Here is a 21,850-nt window from a genome sequence, read left to right on the forward strand (position 1 = left end):
TACAGAAAGATTCCAAGAAAAACTTCACGGCCTTTCCCCGATAGAATATCGGGAAAAGGCCGTGGCATAATACTCTTTTTATTACTGTCTACTTGACAGGGAGATGACCAATGTGCCTCTTTTTATTTTTTATTCAAACTAATATAGCAGATAACTTAAAAATCTCCCCTACTAAAGAAGAAATTTAATGTTCTTTATATATACGATTCAATACAAATGAAGTTATACAAATGATATTAGCCTTTAAAGCTTCTTTCGGCCAATTCGGGTATAATTCCGAAGCGCTAACATTTTTTATATACTCCTTAAAATCCACTTTATATCTTGGAGCATTTTCATAAGAATTCCCATCATGAACTATAATATATTGCGGTATTTGTAGATTATGTGCATGTAAAGGAATATCTGTAGAATACATAGAGTACTGCTGAAGTTGTCTTTCTAAATGCTGTTTAGTTAATTTATGCTGAGGTACATCAATAATTTCTATTGATTGCAGCTCTCCTGTTCGATTTATAGGAATCATTTCTACTCTTTGTTTTGCTGTAGTTCCCGCAAAAATTTGTACACCTCTAACTATTTTCACACCATAATTAGGTGCTTCAATTGTAAGGATATATTCTGAATAAGGTTTAGGGCCCGAAGGATCTGAAGCAGATTCTTTAGGGAGAGCAGATAAAGAAATGACACTTGTTAAACCAATATCATTTGTTTGAAGTGTGGTAATAATTTGACTACCCTCATCTTGCTTACGAACGAATACCTTTGCACCTTTGATTGATTTATCTGTATTCATTTCATAAACAGACACAATTAACTTGCCACTTGATGCGCGATAAGTATCCGTGTATCATAAAAAAATTGTTGATTATTCAAAAATATATTTGGTTGATAGCATAACTGCTTTCCTGTATCCCATGGATAAGAGAGATAATCAATCAAAACTATTCGCCCTGTCTCTATAACAATTCATTGCAATCACTCCTTTATATTTTTATTACTTTCAATGATTAATAATTAGGAAAGTATCCATTTTGATTATAGAATGATTGTGGGTAATGAGATATGGAGGAATTTGTCATAGAAGGTGTAGAGAAAGGATTAATAAACAATTGGTTTGTATGTTGAGAAGTTGTGTATGTTTTAATATTTGCATCTGTATTTGTCTGTACTGGTATGGGGTTATATTCCAAATCCCTTGTGGTACCTGCAGTATATTGTAATTCTTCAAGTAATCTCCATAGTTCTTTACGCACTACTCCTGTTACAGTAAAACTTTTAATTTTTTGAAATTCCTTTACTGATTTTTCAGTTTCAAGTCCAAAAAATCCATCTATTTCCCCTGTGTAAAAACCATACCTTTTCAATAAACTCTGTATCATTTTTACACTTTCTCCTTGATATCACAATTGGGGATTAGCCTTTGATGCAGCACCTTATGAAAATAATTCTATACCCTGGAATAACATCAAAAAATTTAAGCAAATGGGATATATAGGGGAACAACTTGGTCTAACTTGGGGTGGGCGCTTTACTACCCTAGTTAATTACCCGGATTTCGAATATTCTTTTGGATTAAGTACTTGGGATCTCCTTAACGGTATTACCCCTCCTATTTTAAATATATAGCTTTTCATATAACTTAAATTACATCAAGATTTTTTTCTATTTATAACATCTTCTGGAATTGAAAAATCGATTAAGGGGCCGTTGGATGACAATAAACTATTCTGTTAAGGAGCCCTTTAATTGAATAAAGGTTATTCAGTTAACAATGAGGTTGCGTATGAATATAGCACCTTAATAAACTATAGAGGGAAAATATATAATAACGTATTTTAAATTGCACCTTTAAGGAGGCGAAGTCGATGAGAAAATATTTTTATTTGATTGGGCAAAAAACAAGAGGATAACGTTTCACTAGCCCATAAACTAAGTGGTTCCTCTTCAATACTAGAAGGAGAGTATCAAATTGAAGAAAATTTATTTAAAGCCTATTGACAAAAGTAATTGGGAAGAAGCAATTAGACTGTCTGTTAAAGAAGAACAGCAAACATTTATTGCATCCAATCTCTATTCTATCGCAGAAGTTCAATTTCTAGATAATTTCTATGCAAAAGGTATTTATCTTGATAAAAAAATGATAGGATTTACTATATTTAGGATAGATCCTGCTGATAATAATTATTGGATTTATATACTTATGATTGATGAAAAATTTCAAGAGAAAGATATAGGTAAACAGGCTATATAACTGGTTATTGATGAGATAAAACAAGATAACTATACAAGCATCCCTTTAATCATGATTGGATATGCTCCTGAAAATCTTACAGCTAAATTTGTATATAAAAAGACAGGATTTATTGAAACAAAATTATCTTCTTTGGGTGAACAGTTAAGCTAAGTATTCTTTATGAGCACTTGGATTCTCCACATTGAATATTAGATTTATTAAAGTGGATATTTGTTTTTTATTAAGATGATTCTAATGTATAAATAAAAAAATAGGAGGAACCTATAGTGACAGCCCCCCTGCAAAAAAACTGTAATATACATGTTGAAAATAAATTTATTTTACTAATAATGAATATCCACCATTTTTATCATTAAATTTATACATATTCAAATAATATTTCGCTTTATAGTATTTCCTTCATCTTCACCACAAGCTACGCAATTTTGCATGCCTAATTCATGATAAGATACCCATGTCATTCCATTATTTTGTTTATTTACCACGGAGATATCCATTTCTTTTGGAACTGTAACATCAAACTTATAAACATCTGTTTGATCAGGATTAATCATACTTCCTTTTACAAGCTTATTAAACCGGAGTATCTTCTCTTCTTCAAGCGATCCATCTGTTTACGGATCTTTTTACAGTAACTTTTATTTGTTCTTTACTTTCTTTTCCTCTACTATCTTTAACTTTTAGTTCTACATTGTATATTCTTTTTCTCCATATACATGTGTAGGATTGGCTTCTGTACTTGTTTTACCCTCTCTAAAATTCCATAGATAAAAAATAATTTTTCCATTTTCACTTTCTGTACTATCGCTATGGAATTGAATTTCTTCATTAGAATCATAGGAAGGATAGCTTATTTGTTATTTAAGGAATATTTTGTGAGTAAGTTCAATTTATAATTATAGTCTTATATACATAAGGATTATTATTAACCCTCTCAATTACTTTAAGCGATGGTAACTTATCTAATTCAATGATCATAATATTATTTATCTTTTGAGATGAACTTTGAATTTTTATAATATTAATTTCATAATCACTGCATAAGGATGTTATAAAAGCGAGAAATTTACAACTATTTTTATTCCTCACCAAAATAGTTGGATTATTTTCTGATATGTTAAAATTAAAACCATTAATTTCTGAAATAAGTATTTTTCCTATATCATTTTTATATGTAACAACTTCTATACTTTCTTTTTCATTAAATAAAGAAATTTTTGCAGTATAAGAATAAGGTGTTTTTGCAAATTCTTCTACAAATTTAATTCCAGTGCTATTACCAATCCTAAAAGGAGCTTGTTCCAATATACTTTTTTCTGTAAGATTAAATATCCCTTTCAAAAAACCTATTTGCAATTCATATTTATTTGTAACGTTTTTAAAGCTTCCATAGACTGAAATATTCACTTGTTCTGGTCTTAAAATAAATAACTCTCTAGCTAACTTACCCATTTCAGTTCCTAAAATTTCAGGTGATAAATTATTAGTTTTTACAAGATCGAACATAGGACAACTCTCCATAATTAACTCCCCCCTCACTTAAAATACCCCATATAAATATGGGGTATTTTAAGTAGTAAACTACATGTAATTTTAATATTCTAAAATATCATTTGATTTATAATTAAAATAATTATATATATAAATATTATACTATTACTTGTTCTTCCTTCAAGAAAGGTATATCGAATGCAATAAATACCTCAGTCAATGCATTTGTTAATTGTATAATTTGTTCTTCAGTGTGATTTGGAGTAATATTTACCCTAAATCTCTCGGTCCCAATTGGTACAGTTGGTGAATTAATTGGTTGTAAATAAACATTATGTTTCTCAAGTAACTGACGTGCAGCAGCTTTACACTTTGTTGCATCACCAATTAAAACTGGTAATATATGCGTCTCGCTTGAATTCATAATTGGAATTCCTGCTCTTTCAAAAGAATTTCTCAACATTTCTGTTTTTTTATGTAAACCATCTCTTTCTACTTTAGAAACCTTTAAGTGCTCAACACTTGTATAACATGCCGCTACTATAGCTGGTGGTAGTGAAGTCGTAAATATAAAACCTGAGGCAAAAGATCGGATTGCATCAATCATTGGTCCCGAACCTGTAATATATCCTCCGATAACACCAATTCCCTTAGCCATAGTCCCTTGAATAATATCAACTGAATCCGCAATACCTAGATCAGCAGCTATCCCTGCTCCTCTAGGTCCATACATACCAATTGCATGAACTTCATCAAGGAATGTTAAAGCGTTATACTTCTTAGCAAGTTTAACAATTTCTTCAATTGGTGCAATGTCACCATCCATAGAATAAACTGACTCAAAAACAATTACTTTTGGTCGGCTATATGGTTGTGATGCAAGTAATTGCTCTAAATGTTCTGTATTATTATGCTTAAATATTGTACGCTCTACCTTCGTACTACGTATCCCATTAATTATAGATGCATGATTAAGTTCATCGGAAAAAACAATACAATCTTCAAATAAACGTAGTAAACACTGAAGTGTTGCATCATTTGACCCATATCCTGTCGGGAATACAAGTGCAGATTCTTTACCATGCCATTCAGCTAATGATGACTCCAATTCCTCATATTGATAATGTGTACCACCAATATTTCTAGAACCACCTGATCCCGCACCATATAAATTAATTGCGTTATGCATGGCTTCAACAACAACTGGATGTTGTGACATTCCTAAGTAATCATTACTGCACCAAACAACTACAGGCTGACTATCTTCTGATCCATTTAATTTAGCTAAAGGATATTGCCCACGAATTCGATTTAATGTAACAAACTCACGATATTGCCCACTTTTTTTCAGTTCTACTAGTTTTTCATTTAATATTTTTGTATACATATAGTGCCTCCAATTATAAGTTCTCTAACTATCAATTTAAGGGGGTAATGTAAAAAAATGTTAATAAATTTGTGGTGCTCTCTCATTATAGGCATAATACACAAAAAAAACAAACAAAAATTTTAAAAATAAAATTTTTTCGGTAAATTATATTTTTACTCTTCCTATATATATATATTTATATTAAATTTTAAGCTTTAGTTCAATTAGAAATAGTGAAAAGCTTATAAATAGAGTGTTTACAGCCACTTATCTAACAAGAAAATGATTTTTTTGTTTTTTTAATTTATTTCTAAAGAGTTAGAAAATTAATATTGATATAATATTTAAGTCGTGATAATATTTGGCTCGTGAAAACTAATTTTACAAAAAAGGTATTTTTAGGTTATTAAAATTAATAGTTAAAGATCAACTATACATTCTCAAATTAATTTTATGATTATGAAAATAATTTATCATTATATTTTAATTAAGAGATAAATATGATGTCTTTAGTCTGGTTATTTCACCCCCTAAAAATACACATTCATCACACAAAGAACTTTAGGAGGAATTTTGATTATGCAAGAAAAATTATTGATTCGTAAAGCTACTATTCAAGACACTGAAGAATTAGTGGAATTAAGAAAGATTTTATTATCTAGTGGTGACACACATTATGCAGCAAAAAGTGAAGAAGATAATTTGGCCTGGCAAAATGCTTATCGCGATTGGATTAAAGAGAATATTTCAAATGAGGATGTACTGATTCAGGTCGGTCAATATGATGAAGATGAAAAAATATGTTCATGTGTTATTGGAATAATTGATTCACGCGCTCCTATGGTAGGTGCACTTAACGGACGAGTTGGTTGGGGACAATCTCTTGTAGTAAGCAAAGATAGACGTGGTCTAGGAATTGCAGAAGCAATGATGGATGCTTTTCATAATTGGTTTAAAGAAAATAATGTTCAAAAAATTGTTGTCCAATCTAGTAAAATGGCCGAAGAGTTCAATAGAAAAAGAGGTTATCTCCAAACTGGGGAACAGTTATTATTTAAAACAATAGAATAGGAGCGTACCAAAATGAAAGTTTTAATTATTGGAATGGGTTTTTCAGGGCAAATGTTTTTAGAAGCTTTCCAGAACATCTCACCTCTCTACAATAATGATATTGATATTGCTTATACTTCAAGATCTCAAAAAGATATTGATTTAGTGTATTATCCGACTATCGAATCTGCCTTGGAAGTATTTAAGCCAGATATTTTAGTAATATCCGTTAACGACGAAAATCATGGAGAAGTATTATTTTCAATTCAAAATTTCAATGGATTTGTAATATGTGAAAAGCCTTTTGTTGATCCAAATTTCAAGTTAGAAAATGCAGAGAAACTATTAAAATACACATCAGGCTTTTGTTTAAATATGGTTGCAAGATATTCACAAGCCGCTCGATTATTAAAAGCATATGTGAATGAAAATAATTTAAAATTAGTACGTGCCAACTTCTTATGGGAAAAAAATAGAATTAATGACTATCGACCTACAACAGGAGTTATCAGTGAAATTATACACTCTTTAGATCTTGTTCAATGGATCAACGGTAATTCACCATTACAATTAAGACATATTCAAGGGGTAAAGTCTGATTATTCAATCTCTGGAAATGAAATTTCAGATAGCGTTTCTGTTATGGGTGAAATAAATGGTGCTGTAGTAACAGGATATAGTAGTTTTGTAAACTTATTCAGAAGAAGAGAATTAGATTTTGTTTTTCAAGATGCTAATAATCAATTAATTTTTGCACAACTCTCTTATGACACACCAAACTGGTATGAAGATTCAGTAAAAATTTGGACAGAAACTAGCACACAATCTGAAGAACTGTTATACTTTAATTCCCTTGAACATGAATATAATGGGGATAGAAAAATAGAGCGAATTATAAATGTAGTCAAAGATGTTACTGATTTTGTTATGCTGGAAAAAGAACCTTCTTTTGGTTTTCCAAATCTAAAAGATGCAGTTCGCTTACAGGAATTACTTAATGAAATTGATTCTAAGAAATCGAGCTTTTATAGAGTTAAATATAACAGTTCTGAGAAAAGAGTCTTGCTCAACGAAAATAGCGGATTTGGACGATTAGGATAAAAAATAGCAAGGAACTTAAAATAAGTTCCTTGCTATTTTTATAAATTCCTGAACATAATGTCCTTCTGCTTGTGTTAATTCTGTAGAATGTTTATAAGATATGTATATATTTCTATAATGCCGATCCGGTAATTCATATATCTTTATATTATCAAATGATTTTAAGAAAAGCTTTGGTCCTATAGAAATACCTATTCCTAGATCAATCATTTTCACAATTGTATTGCAGTCACTTATATACGAATGAACCTTAGGCTCTATACTGTGCTGATTCAAAAATTTCTCAACTTGATTTCTGTATGGCGCTGCTGGCATAATAATATTATTTTGATCAAAGAAATCCTTTAAAGAGCAATCATCAGGAATTAACTTTAAGTTATTTGGTGTTGCTATAACTAACTCGTCTTCCCAAAATGGGACGGATTCACATCCGAATTCCCCGTTAATTGTAAATCCCAGGTCAATTACTTTATTAATAACCCATTCTTGTATTTCATCATAAGTCCCCTCAAATATTATAATTTCTATAAACGGATACAATTTATTAAATTCTTTCATAATTGGAGGTAATATATGTTTTTTTACACTTGTAAAGGCTCCAATCCTCAGTGTTTTAGGCAATAATTGTTCATTAAAATTAGTCTCTATTAATTTACGGTTTATATTTAATATCTGACCAATATACTCATAAGCTTTAGTGCCTTGAGGAGTTAAAGTAATCGTCCGACCAGTTCTCAGGAATAAAGACGTTCCTAATTCCTTTTCTAAGCTAGAAATTGCATGGCTTACTGCAGATTGCGTCATGTTTAATTTTTCGGCAGCTTTTGTAAAACTCCCCGTTGTAATAACTGATTCAAAAATTTCATACTTAATAATACTCATGAGTTTTTTTCATCCCTTGCATTAATATTATTCATTTTATTTAATCCCATTCATTAAGTATACTAATATTAACCTACTTAAGCTAGACGAGTAATGATTATCAAATGTTATTTTACCTTAATTTAATCTGCAGATTTTTTAATTACTATGGCATTATTCAATAATTATATATAGCTCAATTATAATTGTAAGTAACATCATTATAGAGTTATATATTGATTCAATAATCATTCTCTATCTGTATAAAACTAGCAACTAGAGTGTATAAGATTGATAATTTATTATAATCTTGACAATGTAAAGGTGGCAGAACTATGAAAAAAGTTATCTTTTTAGCTATTGGTATGTTTGCCTTGGGATTCGATGCTTATATTATTGCTGGACTGGTTCCTGGAATTAGTGATACCTATCAAAAAAGTGCATCCCAAGTTGGGCAAGCGGTAAGTATATTTACATTATGCTATGCAATATCCGCTCCACTGTTTGCCTCTCTCTTAGCAGGGAAACCTATAAAAAAAGTTCTATTGACTTCAATAATTGTATTTGGACTTGCAAATGCATTAACCGCAGTATCTCCAAACTTTTCGATATTCTTAATATCAAGGGCGATTGCTGGTGTTGGTGCTGGATTATTTTCTCCTTTAGCTGTTGCAGGCTCAACTATGTTAGTACCTGTAGAAAAGAAAGGACGCGCACTTGGCTTAACAATCGGTGGCATGAGTATGGGAACTGTATTAGGTGTTCCGATAGGTCTTTATATCGCAGACAAGTTTGATTGGCAATCAGCAATGTGGTTTGTGGTAATACTTAGTTTAATTGCTGCTATTAGTATTCTTAAGTTTCTACCACATGTTCCAGTCACTGCACCACCTGCTATGAAAGAAAGACTTGCAATGTTTTTAGATAAAAGAGTTACTATCACTGTTTTAATAACATTCTTTGCAAGTATTTCAAGTTTAGGTTTATATACCTATCTATCTCCATTATTACAAGATCTTGATAGCACAAGTGATTTAACAATTTATTTATGGGCTTGGGGATTGGGTGGATTATTTGGAAGTATAACAATTGGATATTTAATTGATTACTTCAAAAAACCAAAAACTTTAATGGCTCTTATTTTAATTATTTTAACTGTCTCAGTTGTATGTATTCCTATAATGATTAATCTAACAATTATAAAATACTTACCATTTTTCATATGGGGAGCAATGGGATGGGCATCAGGAGCACCACAGCAACATATTTTATTATCCTATCAACCTAAGCACGGAAGTGCAGCTGTGGCCCTCAATAGTTCGATAAACTATCTAGGAAGTTCCGTAGGTGCCACATTAGGTGGAGTAGTAATTTCTCTTGGAATGGGGACTATGGCTCTAATCTACTTTGCGATAATTTCTATGATTATTTCATTAGGCCTACAATTTTATAGCATGAGAAGTAATACCTTTAAAATAGCTACTACTAAAAAGGCTGTTTAAAATAGATCCATTACATTTATAAAACATAAAAATGGGTATTAATTAGTCTGTATCTTTTTATAGAGAAACAAAAAGAAGACGGTTCTTTTGAAACCGTCTTCTTAAAATAATAATACCATCTATCATATAGCTAGTTATTTAATGTTTTTTATTAGATAATTTGATTAAACAATTTATATTTCTATCATTCCTCTCTTCTTTCATATTCATCTCAAATAATATTTTTATCCCACCATATTTATAAATTAGCACCGCTTTTTATATTAAATTCTTTATTTTATCTAGTTACCCCGAAAAAACAGTCTCTCAGATTCGTTTGTATCGACCTTTAAATACCACAACAATACCAAAACATACAAAATAACTTAAAGGCCTATTTTACATTGTAAAGGCGCTTAAAAAGAAACTGATTATTTTCAAATAGTTTTGTTAAGCAATTTCTATATACTATAAGCTAATCTCTCAATTTTTCATCTTTGATTTCTTCTAAGCCCTTTTTAAATCCCATTTCTTTCGTAATATGCTTCATTTTTAATTATACTAGGCTTAAATATAAACCGACATGTTCTTCATTATTTAACAAATGATTTTCAGGTATGACCACTACTTTATTCTGCGTATTAATTTTTACTCATCTGATTACAACAATTCGTTGTACAGGTTGTCCATTTCATATAGCTGTAGCAAATACTACTCAATTAAAAGAATTTCCATATGATTGAGTGTTTCTATAAGCACTTCATTAATAAATATTAAATGGTAAAAGTATTAATTTAAAACCTCTTTGGATGTTAGTCTTTAAACTTTAATTAAACCTTCATTTTCTTAGAAATTTATAAATCAGTTGAAATATTTATATCAAATTCATCTGGTATTTTAGCATCTATTTTTTCCCATCTATTGTTATCCTTGTTTTCTGTTTCGGATTTGCTGTTACCACCCAAGCATTAGGTAAATAACGATCTTCATGTGATAATGTAGAAGGTGAATTTATAACCTTGCCTCCTAAATATAGCGTAGCAGAAGAACCTCCATCCATAGCCATTGCATTTATAGCACCTTTTTCATATAGAATATCTTGACACTCTTTTAACGTAGCCCCTATACTATGCGTCTGTCTACCGTCAATGACTAGAAATATAATTGTACCATCTTCTTTTTGGGCCATAATACTTCGCGGAGCAGAACCCCAACCACCGTCTCCTTCTGTAATCATTTTTTCTCCATTTACAATTAACTGTGGCATAAATCCTGCTGCTGAAACGACTTGTTTATCCAAAAGTTGTTGTGTAGAATAATTTCCTGTTATCATTTGTCCAAACTTTGTTAAGCCTGTAATAATTGTAGGGGTATTTCTATCCATATTCGTATCAATAACTTTCCCATTTTCTATTACAATTCCAGTAGCAACATTTCCTCCACCCCTTCCTGTTTCATCTGCAAATCCACTTGCATTCACAGCAACAAGTGCATGATTACGCTTTGCCATTACGCTAATTTTTTCTCCTCTGTTAGCGCCCTGTGTTCCTTGATGGCTAACAAGTTTAACATTGAAGGGATTGCTAATAGTAACTAATTTTCCTTCAAAAAGAAAGCGACTATCTTTGTTACTTTTAATTGTTTCTACATCAATTTCTAATGGTTGATTTTTAAATTCTTCTAATCTTTTTCCTGCTATTTTTTTATAAATATGCTCATCACTATTTGACCATTTCGGATGATTAATTCTATCTTGCAATTTATCTAGTTCCTTTTGGGATAGGAATGTATATTTCGCATATTGTGGATGCTGAGAAGTTAGTATACTCCCAGCCATTGTTATGCGAAGCTCTCGGCCATAGCTAGTACCAAATAATATTCCTATGCCAATAAGCATGAAAATAGACAATAGAAGCAAAATTCGTTTGAAGATTTTTCTGAGATGTTTCATAGTTTTATCCTCCAGCATTCATTACATTCAATAAATCCATTAAAATATTATTTATCTAAAGACAAAATTGTTTGATTTCCTCATGCCTGAATTCCCAGCTATATTTTAGCAATTAGGGCAAAATACTTATTCCGAATTTCATTTTTTTCAGTGTATATTTATAAATTTAATAACGTTTTTGCAACCATGAAATAAATTACTAATCCTGTTCCGTCAACAAATGTTGTAATAAATGGACCTGAAACAACTGCAGGATCTAGTTTTAATTTTCTTAGAATTAAAGGTAAAACAGCAGCTACAAGAGAGGCCCAAATAACAATAAATAATAAAGTAATTGCTACAACTTGTGCAACTTCTGTTCCAACTCCTAACATATAAGCACGAGTGAGCCCAGCTATTCCAAGTGCAAGTCCGAGAAGCATCCCTATTGCAAATTCCTTTTTCATTACACGGAAAATGTCTTTAAATTTGACCTCTCCAATACCGATTGCACGAGTGATTGTTGCTACAACCTGTGTTCCTGTATTCCCACCAGTACCTACTAATAACGGAACAAAGAAAGCAAGAGCAACTACAGTTTCAATTTCGTCTTCAAAATACTTTAATACTGTACCTGTATATGCTTCAGCAACAAAAAGAAGTAATAACCATGGTAGACGTTTTAAGAAAATACTCCAAGTGCTAGCTTCAAAGTAAGATTGATTCAATGGTTCACTTCCGCCTAACTTTTGAATATCTTCTGTAGCTTCTGCTTCCATAACATTCATTACGTCATCAAATGTTATAATACCAATCATTTTATTATTTGCTGTTGTTACAGGTATTGCTGCTAAATTATAATTCAGAAGCTTTTTTACAACTTCTTGCTGGTCAACTTCAGCTTGTACTGAAATTACCTCTTGAATCATGATAGTAGATAATATCTCGTCATCTGCTGCTAATAATAACTCATGTATGGAAACGATCCCCTCAAGATAACCATGACTATCAAGAACATAACTATAAGATATTGATTCTACATTTTCAGAATGTTCCCTAATATACTTCAATGTCATTTTTACTGACCAAATTCCTCTAACTGCAACAAAATCACTTGTGACAAGACTTCCTGCCGTTTCAGGTTTGAAAGTCATCAATTTTTTTACGTTATGTTTTGTGATTTTATCTAAATACGCCATTAATTTAGCCTGTTTTTCCGGATGAACCGCTAGCAGTAAATCTACTAATTCATCAATCGGTTGTAAATTTAGTAACTTTTTAGCTTTGTTTTCAGATAAGCGAATTAAGATATTATATTTTTCTTCTGCACTCATATATTGAAGAATTTTAGAGCTTTTTAATACAGGTATCGTATTTAGTAATATGATTTGATCTTCAATTGAAAACTGTTTTACTTCTTGCGCAATATCATACGACGGATGATGTAAAACTTTCTCTGCATCCAAATTATTTTTGGTTACAAGTAATTCATTTAATAATTTCTTCATGTTAACTCCTCCTCATATTGCTAAGGGAGACTCTAGAGTTTCATGAGTGGTTTTGTTTTATTTTATCTGTCTTAAATTTTTTATTAGAGCAATAATAGTTACATTGCAATCAATTCATTATTTAGAATTACCTCCTTTTTGAATATAGACAAGATAAAACAAATAACATTAAACAGAAAAACCTTTACTCAAAAAGGAGTAAAGGTTTTTTACAATACAAATAAATGATTATTAAGACAGCTCTGCCAAAATCACAGAGGTGCCTTTCTATCAAATCGTATACCACTCCCTCGTTGAGTTTTAGCACTGTATAGCATAGGTTTTTATAACCAGCTACATTAAGAAGGGCCTTAATCCGACCGTTCCTGTTGACCCATTGGCGTCTCTCGACATTTTTGGGCAGCAGCGTTTCTCTATACAGGAGCCTCACCTAACAAAGTTTATTGAATTACTTCAAAATTTAAACCAGAATTTAATATTTGTCAACTGACTTTCAAATCCATTCATAAAAAATCTTTTATAGAAAATGAAATTATATTTTATTATAAATTTAAAATTCTCCTTAAAAAACATAGAATTTAAATAGATTTAATTCGAAGAAACGTTATAAAACATATGAAACTTATTGTTTTCAATCAAATTCCAACTTTATAACAGAGGATGAATGATTGGTTATTCTTTACTTCAAAAAAACATTTTTTAAAAAATCTTCTTTTATGATTAAAATCTTCTTTACTGTTTATCAAATTTATATGATTAAACTACTTAATCATACTTTACACTACAAGTCGAAAATATGTATTTATACGAAATGATTACATACATTTTCTCATATTATTTCTCAAAGGGCTATAAAGCTATAAATCATATAAAATTAGCAATACGGTTGCTTGACAAGCAAAAAAAATATATTTATGCTTGCTACACGAAACAAATACATAAAATTTATATTGCTGAACCTGTTAGGTGAGGCTCCTATACAAACACAGGCTATTGCCCAAAAATGTCGAAAGACGCCAATGGGTAGAACAGGAATTGTCGGATTAAGGCTCTTCTTAAGATAGCTAAGTAATGAATTTTCATTACTTTACGTTGTATAGTGCCAAAGCTCTACTAGGGGGAGAAAAGCCTTATTTAGTCATGCCATTTTAAATCCCTCTAGTTACATACTAGGGGGATTTTTGCGTAAAAAAACAGGGAGTAAGCGATAGAATCTTCCTAAACACAAGTCATATTTAGTAATTGACGAGAACAAGATTCTATTCATTAGCAAATGTAATATTATGTTTTGTTTTAAATCAGGAGGATATTAAAATGAAAAAAATATTAAAACTCGATTATCTATTGCTCCTTTCTCTATTCATAACATGTACTTTAGGTATTATCATGATGTATAGTGCAAGCTCCATTGTTGCTGTCCAACATTACGGTTATAACAGTAGACATTTTGTTGATTCTCAATTAACAAAGCTACTTTTAGGTACAATAGGATTAATAGTTTGTGCTTTACTCCCATATGAAATATGGAAAAAACGAATAGTCTCAATCTGTATTATGGTTGGGGGGATTTTTTTATTAATTATGGTTTTATGGAAAGGAAAAGTGGTAAATAACGCTCAATCATGGATCTTTGGAATACAGCCAGCTGAATTTCTTAAATTAGGAACAATACTTGTAACAGCCCGCTTTTTTGCATTACGACAAGAACAAGCTAAAAATAACTGGAGTGGTATCGGAAAACTTTTATTTTTTTTAGCTACAATTTTTTTTCTTATCTTTAAACAACCAAATTTAGGATCTGCACTTTTAATATTAGGTATAGGTTTTAGCATATTTCTATGCTCAGGAATAAATATTAATCTACTAATCAAAAGAACTATCATCAGTTCTATTTTGTGGTTACCTATTTTATATTTCTTGATTCAATATAGTTTGTCAGAAGTTCAAAAGACACGTATTACTACGATTTTCAATCCATTTCTTGATGCGCAAGGAAATGGATACCAGCTTGTAAATTCTTTTATTGCCATTGGCTCCGGAGGAATCACTGGTCGTGGATTTGGAAATAGCATACAAAAAACAGGTTATCTTCCGGAACCACATACAGATTTTATAATGGCAATAGTTTCTGAAGAACTAGGATTTATTGGTGTATTTATTATATTGGCTGGAGTTTTGACTATAGTACTTCGCTCCTTAAAAATTGCACAATTATGTGTAGATCCATTTGGCAGTTTTATAGCAATTGGTATAGGATGTATGATCGGTATGCAATCTGTTGTAAATTTAGGTGGTATTACAGGACTATTTCCTCTTACAGGTACCCCATTTCCATTTGTAAGTTTTGGTGGAAGTTCTTTAATGGTCAATTTAATAGCAATAGGAATATTAATTAACATTTCAATTTTTAATAAAATTGAGTTTGATAATCATAATATATAATTTTTATATATTAATTTAAAAAATTTTAAAATTCGACCTCATTAATTAATCTATATTTAAAGAATTTCTAATTATTTTTTTAACTGTATAAATATTAATATTTATGTTCGTTTTAATACGAAAAAAGGCAGGCATAAATATATGCTTGCCTTCCGTTCTCAAAATCAATTACACCTAAAACAACGTGAGGTTAACCAAATCTAGATACTGTCTTCTACGCCCTATTTTTTACTTTTCTAAAACAATTTCTGCTATTTCATTAGCATATTTTTTAGAGTCAAGTCCATCATAGTTACTTAGTACTACAACAGTCAAATATTCTTTTGGAAACCGCATGAAGTGTGAACGATAACCTGCCCAGCTACCTGAATGTTCCAAGTATCGACGGTTAAAACCTTCTGCAAGCCTTAGCCCAAAAGCATAATCTTCATTGTCAATAATCGTCTCCCCAGTTGCAGAAATTTTCGGACCTATTTCGCTCATTCTTTTAACAAGTTCTTTTCCACCAACGGTGCCTGTAGTTAAATTTTCTCCCCATCTTACAAGATCTTCAACATTTGTATGAACTGCCCCATCACCTGTATGTTCCCAAGGGCTTTCATAGATTTTATATTTTCCTTGCTCATTCTTCGAATACCCACTAATAATTGGTATAGTTGTTGGGTAGCAATCTACAATTGTTGTGTCTCTCATATGTAAAGGATCAAAAATACGCTCCTTTGTAAATTGACGTAGAGACTTGCCACTTACCTTCTCTACCACTTTTGATAATAAAAAATATCCTGTATTGCTATACTCAAATTTTGTGCCAACTGGGAACCTTGCAATTTGATGATTTTTAAGGTGCTCTAACGATTCTTCCACAGTTAATGTATCTGTAAATTTAATATTTGCTAATACAGCCAATTCCATATAATCAACTAGTCCACCAGTGTGATGAATTAGGTGTCTCAATGTTACTGGTTCAGCATATGTTCCAATAGAAGGGACAAACTTTACAATCGAATCATCTAAACTCAATCTTCCCTCTTGTTCTAAGAGTAATATAGAAAACGCTGTAAATTGTTTAGAAACTGAGGCGATATTAAAAACGCTCTTTGTGGTTATCGGTAGATTTTCCTCTATAGAAGCTAAGCCAACTGCACCTTTATACGTTACTCCACTATCAAAACTAGCAATATATGCAAAGCCAGGGGCGTTGGGTGAAAATTTGTTCAATAATTGTTTAATGGAAGTATGTGTCTTTTCATTATATGTATTATTCATCTCAATCACGTACCCTTCGCTTAAAGTGATTAAAAGTTATAGCATGAGTCGTATGGCCTATTATAAAAAGCAAACTTAATTAAGTTTGCCTCTTTAATGTTATTCCAAATCTCATTAGTTTTGATAATATATCTTTTGTTTACGCTGGAATGGATAAGTTTTAATTTCATCTGTATCTAAATTTTCATGAAATAGATGTATGGCTATAATTTGTCTACAATCATAGGTATGATAATAATATATACCAGACTCCATACACATTGCGCTTGTATAAATGGTATTATCTAATGTACCTTCTTCCGTTATCACTCCACCTTTTGGAAGCTCACAATTTGATAAGATATGAAAAATGGCCGATACCCCTTCCTCTTCATTATCTATCCCATGAATATTTTGTTTGCTATACGCCGCCCGAACAAACCTTGATGGTGGAGTGAAATCCCCAGGGATTCCCATCGAACCTGAACCTTGTCCAAAAGCACTCAATGATAAATCCCCCCATTGTGTAGGCTCATAGGGCTGTGATCTAAGACCAATATATTGTCTTAAATTTTGTAGATGCCAGTTAAACTCTGGACTATTGGTCATTACCCCTAACGGATTGTCATACACTTTTAGCCCCTCAGTTGTCGGCTCTAGTACAATACATTCTCCCCATTTATCCGCTATAATCCAATGTAGCGGCGGAGTAAGTCCTAAAATAGGTAATGGTACATCCAAAAAAGAAATACTATCAACAGACTTTCTTAACTCTTTAATAGAATTGAACTGCGTGAGACTCCAAGCCACAAAATCAAATGGAGCCAGATTCGTTTTATTGTCATCTATACTTTCATTATAAGCTGCGAAGCCTGGGAAATAGAGCGTTGCACAAGTCATACCTGCTTCATTTACTCCATCTGCCAGAATGACCCTTCCTTGATAGTTAATCCCCATCCCGATAACTGCTTGTTTCGTTTCGATGGTTTCACCAGTTATATTGTTCCATCGATAACTTCGAGGAACTATTATTACTTCTTGATTGAAATCTAATGTAAAATCCATCGTTCTTGCAAAAAGATGTTGACCGTTTTTTGTCTGTAATGTCAAACTAGTACACATAAAGAACACCCCTTTGTTTAGTTTATTTAAACAAAAACCCATTTAATTTCTATCCTTAAGTTGATAAGCACGAATCTTTTTTCTTACTCATATTTATTGATACTCCTTTCAAAATTTGAATTTTCTAATACAATAAGTCTATTACTATAAGGAAAATAAAAATGATCAAAGAGATTACTAATCTCCTTTATGATTCCCCCTAACAAGTTAAAGAGCTATTATAAACAAACTTCAATAAAAGATACCTTCTCCCTCCTTTTTTATTACTGGATTTTTAAGTGGTTGGATGTTATATAAAACAGAATTATTTATTGCATATGCTTCTTTCTAATTAATTCAACCTCCTAGTGAATAGAAATAAATGTGTGATGTGAATGTCTTAGATTTGTTAAATAGAATACAAGCAGTACTTCCTTCTATTATCGAGCGCCAAACAAATAATTAATAAAAAATTAGAGATTATCTGGAATATGTTTAGAATCACTTATTTTGCATTTTTCTTAGTCTCCTATTTAAACGGTATTTACTATGTAATTGTACATATTAACTAAATACTTAATAAACTCAATGTTACATGTGGTAAAATATATGAGAAAGGCACTTTCTATAAAGTAGGTTGTTAGAACAGAAGGCGTAACGCATCTTATATTCATGATGTAGCGTTACTGTTACCACCCATACATATGTAAACTATTTTTCAAATGAAGTCTATTGGTGTCTAGGATCCTGTTTTATAGGAAGGGTTTTTATGGGATGGGGAATATATATAGGAACATGGTTCAAGTCAAAGAAAAGGCACTCCTAGGAGTGCCTTTTCTTTGACTATTTAAATGTACGAACGCTTTCAAAACTATTAGATATAAATTGATGTACGCATTGTATTAAATGGTGCATTTATAGATGTCTTTTGGTACTCAAACGTTCCCTGTTGATGCCCAGAAGCATCCCATTTATAATACCAGCCAACGATCGGTCTTCCGCCAATTATAGTGGATCCAATACTTTTTACATTAGAGCCATTCATTTTAGCAAATGGATTTTGGCCATATCCCATTTCTTTCGTGGTAATATATAAGTATTTTCCTCCGTGATTACGTAATGTGCTAAAGCTGTTCTGGTCAATTGTTTCTACCCCGCCCAGTTCAGACTCTACTTGTACGACGTTTAGTGAAGTAAGAGGTGCTGCTGGTCCAGCAGAAGCCTCTGTTGCCATTCCTAATCCGACGAACGCTGTGATTGCTAACGTTGAAATCCCTAGTGCTGCTTTTTTAAACATAAAAAACATCCCCTTCCATCTATTGTTTTCACTTACATTGCCAATATATTCCTTATAACCTTATATATAAATAGATAACAATTGTAGAAATAATAGAAAGAACATTCCGATTTATAAACAGTGAAAATTTACTTTCAACAACTTGAATAAAGCATAAAACAATAATTCGAAGAGCTGCACGAGCAACCTCTGGTCATTTACCGCTGATTCTACCAAGCTGATCCACGAGACTTGTCAGAAAGCCAACCTCGGCATCGGAATCATCCCGAAATCTGCGTTTGAGCTGGCGAACCACAGTAGTCTGGAAATGGACAGTCCTTCCCTCCAGACCAGGATCGCGGCAATCTGAATCAAGGAACGTTACATGTCCTCATTGACCAGAAAGTGCTTGAAAAGTTTCAGTAAGGAATGAATCGACTGTCCACTCCTTTGAATTATAACCATAGGGTTCCGTGTAGCTTTGAAATAAAGATTGATAGAAAAGTGCTTGAAGCTTTATGTCCCCTTGGTTTAACAAATGATTTTTTGTAAATAATATGTTTGTTAAAAATTTAATTAAGGGGGACTTGTATGCCACAGGATCGAAAAGCAGAAGTTCAAAACGATACATACAAAAAAAGAGATTATGCCAGATAATTCACAATCTCTACCACTTCACATGCAAAAAGAGCTGCCTCACGAATTTTCTGTAAATCCTCTGTTTGCCCATGAAGGAGAATCCGTCGTTCCACGCTTTCATATATCTGATGAAGACATGTTACCCGAAACATCGTATCAAATCGTCCATGATGAAATTGCTCTTGATGGCAACACCCGCCTGAATCTTGCAACATTCGTTAGCACATGGATGGAGCCTGCCGCAGAGCAATCATATGCAAAATCATTCGACAAGAACATGATTGACAAAGACGAATACCCACAGACAGCTGAAATTGAGGAGCGGTGTGTCCGTATCTTAGCCAACCTCTGGCATTCGCCCAGCCCCCTTACGACTATGGGCGTTTCAACTGGACCGTCAGAAGCATGTATGCTCGGTGGGCTTGCCTTAAAGCGACGCTGGCAAAATGCACGTAAAAGCGAAGGGAAGCCGGTAGATCGTCCCAATATTGTGTTTAGTTCTGCTGTTCAGGTCGTTTGGGAAAAATTCGCGAATTATTGGGAGGTTGAACCACGCTATGTGAAGGTTAGCCCTGAACATCCTCAATTGGATCCTCAGGGGATCCTCGCAGCCGTGGATGAAAATATGATTGGTGTAGTACCGATTCTTGGTGAAACTTATACCGGTCTTTACGAACCGGTTGCCGCAATTTCGAAAGCGTTGGATGATTTACAGGCGAAGACTGATCTTGACATTCCCATGCATGTGGATGCAGCTTCGGGAGGATTTATAGCACCGTTTCTTCAACCAGATTTAGTCTGGGATTTTCAATTACCAAGGGTGAAGTCCATCAATGTATCCGGACATAAATATGGATTAGTCTATCCTGGATTAGATTGGATAATTTGGCGGGAAGCTGAAGATCTCCCTGAGGATCTAATCTTTCGCGTTTCCTATTTGGGCGGAAATATGCCGACTTTTGCCCTGAATTTCTCTCGTCCCGGTGCACAAGTTCTCCTGCAATATTACAATTACTTACGTTTAGGGAAAAGTGGGTACTATGATGTCCAAAAGACTTCTCAGAAAGTCGCTCTTTTTCTAAGCAAGGCCATTCAGAAGATCGAATCGTTTGAACTTTTGTCCGATGGGTCGGATATTCCTGTTTTCGCTTGGCGACTGAAAGATGGCTACACATCAAACTGGAATCTTTATGATTTATCTCGACAATTGCGTGTGTTCGGTTGGCAAGTACCCGCCTATCCATTGCCTCCAGATATGGAAGTGGTGACAATTATATTTCTGCAGTCATATGAAGCTCCTCAAGTCCTCTTTATCTTTAAATAAACTTCCATATAATAATGATTTCGTTAACCATTCGAAAAATCCCCTTTAGCAGAATAAAGATTAGTTAATTGTTCATTTCTGTTAACTTTCTGTATAACGAAGCTCTGGACACATTTGTAATTTTACAAATGTAATTTACGGTCATTCCTCCTTTTTTATATAGCTTTACTGCATAATTTATTCCCGCGTGATTTTTATGATATTTCTTTAACCGACCTTTAAACTTCCCTTCTTTCTTAGCCAGTTCAATCCCTTCACGTTGACTCATACGGATAAAATCTCGCTCTAATTGGTTAACACCACCCATAACCGTAATTAAGAATTGGCTGTATGGATTATCTTCAGCTAAATCTAGCCATGAATGGATTGGCAAGAGCTATTTTCTTCTGAAAGCAGGGTAAGCTTAGGGAAGCATCAACTGCAAAGGGCTAGTGCCTTAAATATAATCATTAATGTCATCAGTATCTGGAATACCTTACATCTAACAAAAGCAGTTGAATATCAAAAACAGGCTGGTAGTTTTAATGAAGAATTATTGCGCCATATGTCGCCTCTAGGTTGGGAACATATTAATTTACTAGGAGAATATCATTTTAATTCGGAGAAAGCGATCTCATTAGATGCTTTAAGACCACTAAAACTTTCTTAACGTTGTTAAAAACAGAGGAATCGTCAGGAAAATAAGCTTAACGTTGTAAATCTGCATTTTCCTGACGGGACCCCGTTTTGGGGATATTCAAAAATATTATACGGTAACCCTTATAAATCCATTTTT

General features: G+C 32.5%; 12 protein-coding genes, 9 pseudogenes and 2 riboswitches. Of the genes and pseudogenes, 9 read left to right on the forward strand and 12 right to left on the reverse strand.

The window, feature by feature from the left end:
• Window positions 1-70, forward strand: a 70-nt coding sequence (locus MR143_RS33610; RefSeq protein WP_325782447.1) for an IS3 family transposase, incomplete at its 5' end; no start/stop codon positions are given.
• A gap of 117 nt (window positions 71-187) precedes the next feature.
• On the opposite strand, the pseudogene MR143_RS29880 reads toward MR143_RS33610, so the two are convergent.
• Window positions 188-942 (reverse strand): annotated as a pseudogene (locus MR143_RS29880) (SpoIID/LytB domain-containing protein); the annotation flags it as partial.
• Window positions 943-1,010: 68 nt separating this feature from the next.
• Window positions 1,011-1,400 (reverse strand): annotated as a pseudogene (locus MR143_RS29885) (peptidoglycan-binding domain-containing protein); the annotation flags it as partial.
• Window position 1,401: 1 nt separating this feature from the next.
• Between MR143_RS29885 and MR143_RS29890 the strand changes: the two are divergent.
• Both MR143_RS29890 and MR143_RS29895 read left to right on the forward strand, forming a co-directional pair.
• Window positions 1,402-1,629, forward strand: a pseudogene (locus MR143_RS29890) (M15 family metallopeptidase); the annotation flags it as partial.
• A 343-nt stretch (window positions 1,630-1,972) separates the two neighbouring features.
• Window positions 1,973-2,420 (forward strand): annotated as a pseudogene (locus MR143_RS29895) (GNAT family N-acetyltransferase).
• A gap of 152 nt (window positions 2,421-2,572) precedes the next feature.
• Here the strand turns inward: MR143_RS29895 and MR143_RS33340 are convergent.
• The 3 genes and pseudogenes from MR143_RS33340 to hemA all read right to left on the reverse strand — a co-directional run.
• A pseudogene (locus MR143_RS33340) lies at window positions 2,573-3,087 on the reverse strand (PKD domain-containing protein); the annotation flags it as partial.
• A gap of 55 nt (window positions 3,088-3,142) precedes the next feature.
• A complete protein-coding gene (locus tag MR143_RS29905; protein WP_000443211.1) occupies window positions 3,143-3,778 on the reverse strand; it encodes an ACT domain-containing protein in 636 nt (211 codons plus the stop codon).
• Between the two features lie 127 nt (window positions 3,779-3,905).
• Window positions 3,906-5,135 (reverse strand): 5-aminolevulinate synthase, encoded by a 1,230-nt coding sequence (hemA, locus tag MR143_RS29910; protein WP_000288160.1) that lies wholly within the window; start codon window positions 5,133-5,135, stop codon window positions 3,906-3,908.
• A 561-nt stretch (window positions 5,136-5,696) separates the two neighbouring features.
• Between hemA and MR143_RS29915 the strand changes: the two genes are divergently transcribed.
• Window positions 5,697-6,188, forward strand: coding sequence for a GNAT family N-acetyltransferase (locus MR143_RS29915; RefSeq protein WP_001156573.1), 492 nt, complete (start codon window positions 5,697-5,699; stop codon window positions 6,186-6,188).
• 12 nt (window positions 6,189-6,200) lie between these two features.
• Complete coding sequence (locus tag MR143_RS29920) at window positions 6,201-7,268, forward strand: Gfo/Idh/MocA family oxidoreductase (protein ID WP_000866048.1); 1,068 nt, start codon at window positions 6,201-6,203, stop codon at window positions 7,266-7,268.
• Window positions 7,269-7,283: 15 nt separating this feature from the next.
• Here MR143_RS29920 and MR143_RS29925 read toward each other — a convergent pair whose 3' ends face one another.
• Window positions 7,284-8,150 carry a LysR family transcriptional regulator gene (locus MR143_RS29925; protein ID WP_000022502.1) on the reverse strand — a complete coding sequence of 289 codons (867 nt, stop codon included), beginning with the start codon at window positions 8,148-8,150 and terminating at the stop codon, window positions 7,284-7,286.
• 314 nt (window positions 8,151-8,464) lie between these two features.
• Between MR143_RS29925 and MR143_RS29930 the strand changes: the two genes are divergently transcribed.
• Window positions 8,465-9,631: an MFS transporter gene (locus tag MR143_RS29930; RefSeq protein ID WP_000755603.1), complete on the forward strand. Its 1,167-nt coding sequence runs from the start codon at window positions 8,465-8,467 to the stop codon at window positions 9,629-9,631.
• An 833-nt stretch (window positions 9,632-10,464) separates the two neighbouring features.
• Here MR143_RS29930 and MR143_RS29935 read toward each other — a convergent pair.
• Both MR143_RS29935 and mgtE read right to left on the reverse strand, forming a co-directional pair.
• Window positions 10,465-11,561, reverse strand: a pseudogene (locus MR143_RS29935) (phosphodiester glycosidase family protein).
• Between the two features lie 158 nt (window positions 11,562-11,719).
• On the reverse strand, window positions 11,720-13,048 hold the full coding sequence (gene mgtE / locus MR143_RS29940; RefSeq protein ID WP_242281228.1) for a magnesium transporter: 1,329 nt from the start codon (window positions 13,046-13,048) through the stop codon (window positions 11,720-11,722).
• A 279-nt stretch (window positions 13,049-13,327) separates the two neighbouring features.
• A riboswitch (M-box (ykoK) riboswitch) is annotated at window positions 13,328-13,493 on the reverse strand.
• 506 nt (window positions 13,494-13,999) lie between these two features.
• Window positions 14,000-14,176, forward strand: a riboswitch (M-box (ykoK) riboswitch).
• Between the two features lie 186 nt (window positions 14,177-14,362).
• Here mgtE and MR143_RS29945 point away from each other — a divergent pair.
• A complete protein-coding gene (locus tag MR143_RS29945; RefSeq protein WP_000722125.1) occupies window positions 14,363-15,490 on the forward strand; it encodes an FtsW/RodA/SpoVE family cell cycle protein in 1,128 nt (375 codons plus the stop codon).
• Between the two features lie 228 nt (window positions 15,491-15,718).
• Here the strand turns inward: MR143_RS29945 and MR143_RS29950 are convergent, their stop codons facing one another.
• From MR143_RS29950 to MR143_RS29960, 3 genes are all read right to left on the reverse strand, one after another.
• On the reverse strand, window positions 15,719-16,756 hold the full coding sequence (locus MR143_RS29950; protein ID WP_242281229.1) for a serine hydrolase domain-containing protein: 1,038 nt from the start codon (window positions 16,754-16,756) through the stop codon (window positions 15,719-15,721).
• 114 nt (window positions 16,757-16,870) lie between these two features.
• Window positions 16,871-17,857 carry a choloylglycine hydrolase gene (gene bsh / locus MR143_RS29955; protein WP_000337606.1) on the reverse strand — a complete coding sequence of 329 codons (987 nt, stop codon included), beginning with the start codon at window positions 17,855-17,857 and terminating at the stop codon, window positions 16,871-16,873.
• Between the two features lie 853 nt (window positions 17,858-18,710).
• A complete protein-coding gene (locus tag MR143_RS29960) occupies window positions 18,711-19,133 on the reverse strand; it encodes a DUF4879 domain-containing protein (RefSeq protein WP_131250751.1) in 423 nt (140 codons plus the stop codon).
• A gap of 570 nt (window positions 19,134-19,703) precedes the next feature.
• On the opposite strand from MR143_RS29960, the pseudogene MR143_RS29965 reads away from it, so the two are divergent.
• Window positions 19,704-21,027 (forward strand): annotated as a pseudogene (locus MR143_RS29965) (glutamate decarboxylase); the annotation flags it as partial.
• A 112-nt stretch (window positions 21,028-21,139) separates the two neighbouring features.
• Here MR143_RS29965 and MR143_RS29970 read toward each other — a convergent pair.
• A pseudogene (locus MR143_RS29970) lies at window positions 21,140-21,436 on the reverse strand (helix-turn-helix domain-containing protein); the annotation flags it as partial.
• Here MR143_RS29970 and MR143_RS29975 point away from each other — a divergent pair.
• Window positions 21,430-21,724, forward strand: a pseudogene (locus MR143_RS29975) (Tn3 family transposase); the annotation flags it as partial. The pseudogenes MR143_RS29970 and MR143_RS29975 overlap by 7 nt on opposite strands.
• Window positions 21,725-21,850 lie beyond the last annotated feature (126 nt).

It is taken from the genome of Bacillus cereus group sp. BfR-BA-01347 (assembly GCF_022663835.1).
Classification (GTDB): domain Bacteria; phylum Bacillota; class Bacilli; order Bacillales; family Bacillaceae_G; genus Bacillus_A; species Bacillus_A thuringiensis_K.